This is a genomic window from Parolsenella sp. (genome assembly GCF_982402205.1).
This window is the reverse complement of sequence record NZ_CEVYAT010000101.1, coordinates 1-5,737: the sequence shown is the minus strand read 5'-3', so window position 1 is coordinate 5,737 and position 5,737 is coordinate 1. Positions and strand designations below refer to the sequence as shown.

Sequence of the window (5,737 nt, the reverse complement as noted above, 5' to 3'; positions counted from 1 at the left end):
GATTTGAGCGATTTGGTGAGCTTCAAGTGGGGTAGCGTCGATTTCAGCGATTTGGCGGCGGGGCGTCGCTCGCACCCGTGCGTGCGGCACAGGCCGTCTACCCTGCAAAGAAGGACGCGTCTGCCTCGCGCCAGGGGCGCAGGAGGGTGGGGCCGTCCTTTACGTGGGCATGCGCCGGCACCTCGTTCCACTTGACGGTGTAGCCCGCGCCGTGGCTGCAGAAGACGGAGTCAGGCGTGTTGGGCAGGTCTGCCTCGGGCTCGTAGGCCGCCTGCTCGATGATCTTCTCGGCATCGTGGCAGGGCTTGTAGCCCGCAAGCTCAAGCATGAGGCTGCCGCGGCCGCTCGTGTAGGCCGCCACGTCTATCGCATAGTCTCCCAGCTCGCTGGCCGGCAGCTCACCTGCGATCGTGGCCGTCTCACCCGTCGCATCGGGCGAGCCAAAGCGCGCGTGCATGCGCGTGAGGTCCGTGAGCGCCCGACCGATCTTGTCGGCCGGGACCGCGAGCTTAAAGTGGTACCACGGCTCGAGCAGCACGCAGTGGCCCTGCTCGCGCGCGCACATGAGCGCCTGGCGCACCGCCCGGTAGGTGGCCTGCCTAAAGTCGCCGCCCTCGGTGTGCTTGGCGTGCGCCCGCCCGGCGCACAGCGTGATGCGCACGTCGGTGAGGGGTGCGCCCGTGAGAGTGCCCAGGTGGTCGCGCTCCATGGCGTTGGTGAGGATGAGGCGCTGCCAGTTGCGGTCGAGCTCGTCCTCGCTGCAGCGCGTGCCAAACACGACGCCGCTGCCGCGCTCGCCCGGCTCCAGCAGCAGGTGCGCCTCGGCATAGTGGCGCAGCGGCTCAAAGTGGCCAATGCCCATCTGCGGCGCGTCGATCGTCTCCTTGTAGAGGATGCGCCCGGGGCCAAAGCTCACGGTAAGGCCATAGCGGCGCTGCAGCAGCTCGCGCACAACCTCGAGCTGAACGGCGCCCATGAGCTGTAGCCTTACCTGTTGCACCCGCTCGTCCCAGGCAACGCCCAGCTGTGGGTCCTCCTCGGCCAGCTCGCGCAGGGCCACGAGCACCGCATGGCTGTCCGTGCCCTCGCCAGGCTCCACGCCGTAGGCCAGGACGGGAGCCAGCACGGGCGGTTCGCCTGCGGGCTCGGCGCCCAGCACGTCTCCCGGGCGCACGTGACTAAGGCCCGTGACCGCACAGGTGCGCCCGGCGGCGACCTCGCTTACGAGTTCGTAACGCTCGCCGGTATAGATGCGCAGCTGGTTGGCCTTCTCGGCCCAGGGTTTGCCGGCATCGATGCCTTCTAGCTGCTGCTTTGCACGAAGCGTGCCGCCCGTGACCTTGAGCCAACAGAGACGCTCGCCGCCCTCGTGGCTCACGCGGTACGCGCGTGCGGCAAACGCGGCGGGCCAGCTGGGCTGCGGACCTAGGGCAACCAGGGCGTCGAGCAGCTCGGTGACGCCCTGGTTCTTGAGCGCCGAGCCAAACAGAACGGGGAAGACACGCCGTTCGCCCATGAGGCGGGCGAGCGTGGTGGGGGAGAGTGTTCCCGTCTCGAGATATTCGTCGAGGGCCGTCTCGTCGGTTGCGGCGGCTGCCTCGAGGGCGTCGCTGGCGTCCCCGTGCATGAGCCCGTCCGCATCGATGAGCTCGCCGCCGTCTGCGGCAAGGTGGGCGCGCAGGCTTGCGAGCACCTCCGCGCGCGTCTGGGGCGTGTCGCCGCCTGGCAGCAGGTCCATCTTGTTGGCAAAGACAAAGGTGGGGATGGCGCGTCGCGCAAGGAGGCGCCAGAGGGTCTCGGTGTGGCCTTGCACGCCGTCGTTTGCGCCCACTACCAGCACGGCGCAGTCAACGGCCGAAAGCACGCGCTCCGCCTCGGCCGAGAAGTCGACGTGGCCGGGCGCGTCGACGATCGTGACGCTGCGGCCCGCATGCTCGAGCTCGGCCTGGGCGGCAAAGATCGTGATGCCGCGCTCGCGCTCCATCTCGTTGGTGTCGAGCGCGGAGTCTCCGTGGTCCACGCGACCCAGCCTGCGCGTGCGGCCGGCATCGTAGAGCAGGGCCTCCGCGAGCGTGGTCTTTCCTGCGTCGACGTGTGCGAGCAACCCTACGATCACGTGGCCTCCCGGGGATGAGCTGACGGTGCTCCACTAGTGTATCTGGGTTGAACGGCGTCTTCTTGCGCGCGAACGCTTGAGCGATGAGTCAAAGAGACTGTCCCTATGTCTCACATTTGACAACGCGCTCACGCATCGTCGTGCCAGCTCATGCGGCTCTGCATCGATACGGTCTTATTTCTCGCATAGAGATGTTTAAAAATTCGAATATTTGCGAAAAATGCGCATGAAAGCGTGCTAATATGCATTCTGTTGTGAATGCAGGGTTGCGCGCGCCGTCGCTGCGCCTTGTGTATGCAACGAGAGTATAACGGCCAGAAAGGCAACCAGGTGAAGAAGCGCTTCAACAGGCAGGACGCCATTCGCGAGATCGTTCGCGACAAGTCCATCAAGACCCAGCGCGCGCTCGTCGAGGAGCTCGAGAAGCTCGGCTTCGTGTGCACGCAGGCCACCATCTCGCGCGACATCGCCGACATGGGGCTGCGCAAGCTCCCCGAGGGCGTCTACGTGCTCTCCGAGGACCTGCACCTGCAGACCATGGTGTCGACGCTGGTTACGAACGTTGTTCGCGCCAACAACATCGTGGTGATCCACAGCCAGGCCGGCACCGCCCAGGGCGTCGCCGCCGCCATCGACGATGCCAGCCTGCCCGACATCGCCGGCTGCATCGCCGGGGACGACACGATCATGGTCGTCTGCATGACCGATGCCGAGGCCGCCTCGCTCGAGCAGCTCGTCAACAAGCTGCGAGGCGTGCGCGAGTAGGCATTTGCCCCTCTCGCGCTTCTCGCATTAGTCGGTCGCCACGCTTGGCCGCGCCCGCACCACCCCCAAACCGTTAGCTAGCCTTGATAGTAAGGAGACCCACATGTCCGAAAAGGGTAAGGTCGTTCTCGCGTATTCCGGTGGCCTCGACACCTCGTGCCTGCTCAAGTACCTGCAGGACGACGGCTACGATGTGGTCTCCTGCATCGCCGCCCTGGGCCAGCCGTCCGAGGAGCGCTCCGACATCGACGCGGTGAACGAGAAGGCCAAGAAGCTTGGCGCCGTCGCCGCCTATGACGTTGACATCCGCGATGAGTTCGCCGAGGACTTCATCGCCAAGGCCATCTTTGCCAACGGCATGTACGAGAACAAGTACCCGCTGCTCAGCGCCCTGTCGCGCCCGGCCATCTGCCGCCACCTCGTGAAGGTTGCCCAGGCCGAGGGCGCCGTGGCCATCGCCCACGGCTGCACCGGCAAGGGCAACGACCAGGTGCGCTTTGAGCTCGAGTGCAAGGCCCTCGACCCCACCCTCGAGATCCTGGGCCCGGTGCGCAGCTGGGAGCTCACGACCCGCTCCAGCGAGATCGAGTACGCCCAGTCGCGCGGCATTCCCGTGGACGCCACCAAGGAGAACCCCTACTCGATTGACGAGAACGTGTGGGGCCGCGCCATCGAGTGCGGCGTGCTCGAGGACCCGTGGAACGAGGCCCCCAAGGGCGCCTGGTCCATCACCGTTGACCCCGAGGACGCCCCGGACGAGGCCCGCGACGTGGTCCTGGGCTTTGAGGGCGGCCTGCCCGTCTCCATCGACGGCCAGCGCATGAAGCTCTACGACCTCATCGCCGCGCTCAACATGATCGTGGGCAGCCACGGCTTTGGCCGCATCGACATGATTGAGGACCGTCTCGTGGGCCTCAAGAGCCGCGAGTGCTACGAGCAGCCGGGCGCCCTCGCCATCATCATGGCGCACAAGCAGCTCGAGGGCCTGTGCCTGCCGGGTGACGTGCTGCACACCAAGCTGCAGCTCGAGCACGACTGGAGCCGCCAGGTCTACAACGGCCTGTGGTACTCGCCGCTCAAGGACGCCCTTGACGCGTTCTTCGCGAGCACGCAGAAGACCGTGACCGGCGAGGTTCGCCTGCACCTGTACAAGGGCAGCTGCACCGTTATCGGCTCGCGTGCCGACAGCTCGATGTATGACTTTGGCCTGGCCACCTACGACAAGGGCGACACCTTTGACCGCACGGCCGCCAAGGGCTTCATGGACCTGTTTGGCCTGCCCAACCGCGTGTGGGCCGAGCGCCGCGTCGAGCGCGAGCGCGCCGCGGGCGTGGCTGCCGCCGCGCAGATTGCCGCGATGGGCGTGCACGAGGCCGAGGCCGCTGGCACCGACGAGGCCGGCGCCGAGGGCGTTGCGGGCAAGTAGTGCCTGAGACCTTGGTTGATAGGGGCCGTCTTCTGCTTATGCGGGAGGCGGCCCTTTTGTGTGGAGCGCGGCTGGTTGCCTTATGCGAGGTGCCTGGCGCGAGGCGAAGCAGGTGGCCTCGCGGCATGAAAATGCCGGGCGGAGGTGGCTCCGGCCCGGCGCTGGCTGTGCTGTTAGGCGATGTGCGGCGGATCTGCCGACGCCGCGAGGCGTTAGACGAGGCCCGCGGCGCGCAGGGAGGCCTCAAGGGCACGCAGGTCGTCGTTGTTGGGGTGGCTGCGGGCCTCCTCGAAGTTCTTGATGAACAGCTGGGCGCGCTTGGCCTCGGGGCTCGCGGGCTCGGCCGCGGCAAGCATGGCATGGTAGCGCTCGAGCGCCGCCTCGGCAATCTTGCCCTGGCACATGAACGAGCCGATGACCTCGCAGTTCTTGCTCAGGCCCTCGCGAATGCGGCTCAGGATAGTGTTGAAGTAGGCCTCGTCCTGGCCATAGCCGCACGTGCCAAAGAGGAACACGCGTGCCCCGTCGAGCGAGTGGATAAACGCCATGACGTCGTCGGTGGCACTGCCCTTGTCGGTCCAGGTGCCCACGAACACGACGCTGGCCTTGCCCGCGGCCTTAGGCGCGTTCTCGGCGCTGCCAAAGTAGGTGCAGTCCTGCTCGCCCATGAGCTTGCGGATGCGTTTGGCAACGAGCTTGGTGTTGCCCGTCTTGCTGGAGAAGACGACTGAGAAATCCATGCCTGACCCCCGAATGCGCGGTTTTACGTACCTGTTCTGGGGTTATACCCGCTTTTAGGGATCATGTTGCGCAGCGTTGGCCCGCGCTTGTAAGGACTGCGTTACAGCAGCGCCAGGAAGTTGCGCGCGCACAGGGCCATGACGACCACGAGGGTGAGCGCGTAGAGGGCGTCGGTGCCGCGGCTCGAGATGCGCGCTGCGACGCGCTTGCCCGCGACCGAGCCTGCGACCGCCATCGTGGCCATCGCAACGAGCATGGGCGGGCTAAACTCGGGAACGCTGGCCGACGCGATGGTGTAGGCGAGGCTTGCTACCTGCGAAAACGCGATGATAAGGATGGACTCGCGGGCGGCGTCGCGCGTCTCGCGCGAGAACAGCAGGGTGAGGATCACCAGGTTGAAGGGGCCTCCGCCAATGCCGAGAAACGCCCACATGGCACCCGTGACGGCGCCGATGAACGCGCTCGCCACGGTGCCCGTGATGTGCAGCGTGCGCACGCGCGAGCGAAGCAGCGTGTACATGACCGTTGCGGCCGAGAGCGCGAACAGGACCGCCGCCTGGACCGCGCCCACGGTCTCGGGCGTGCCCAGCGAGCCGCGGATGGCGTTGAAGGCGACCTTGCCGGCCACGCCGCCCGCCGCCGCGCCAATGGAGAGCGGGATGGCTGTGGGCGGGTAGGGGGTGCGGGCG

5 protein-coding genes are annotated in these 5,737 nt (G+C 66.8%); 2 read left to right on the top strand and 3 right to left on the bottom strand.

What is annotated here, in order from left to right; all coding sequences use genetic code 11:
- Positions 1-97: 97 nt before the first annotated feature.
- The gene (locus AC1VTH_RS06045) at positions 98-2,116 is read right to left on the bottom strand and encodes a GTP-binding protein (RefSeq protein ID WP_481335262.1); all 2,019 of its coding nucleotides are present in this window, start codon (positions 2,114-2,116) and stop codon (positions 98-100) included.
- A gap of 294 nt (positions 2,117-2,410) precedes the next feature.
- Here AC1VTH_RS06045 and AC1VTH_RS06040 point away from each other — a divergent pair, with 294 nt between their 5' ends.
- Together AC1VTH_RS06040 and AC1VTH_RS06035 are read left to right on the top strand one after the other, a co-directional pair.
- The gene (locus AC1VTH_RS06040) at positions 2,411-2,881 is read left to right on the top strand and encodes an arginine repressor (RefSeq protein ID WP_481335261.1); all 471 of its coding nucleotides are present in this window, start codon (positions 2,411-2,413) and stop codon (positions 2,879-2,881) included.
- A gap of 103 nt (positions 2,882-2,984) precedes the next feature.
- A complete protein-coding gene (locus AC1VTH_RS06035; protein ID WP_481335259.1) occupies positions 2,985-4,307 on the top strand; it encodes an argininosuccinate synthase in 1,323 nt (440 codons plus the stop codon).
- Between the two features lie 212 nt (positions 4,308-4,519).
- Here the strand turns inward: AC1VTH_RS06035 and bilS are convergent, their stop codons facing one another.
- Complete coding sequence (bilS, locus tag AC1VTH_RS06030; RefSeq protein WP_481335258.1) at positions 4,520-5,047, bottom strand: flavodoxin family protein BilS; 528 nt, start codon at positions 5,045-5,047, stop codon at positions 4,520-4,522.
- Between the two features lie 101 nt (positions 5,048-5,148).
- Positions 5,149-5,737, bottom strand: a 589-nt coding sequence (locus AC1VTH_RS06025; RefSeq protein ID WP_481335257.1) for a TSUP family transporter, incomplete at its 5' end; no start/stop codon positions are given.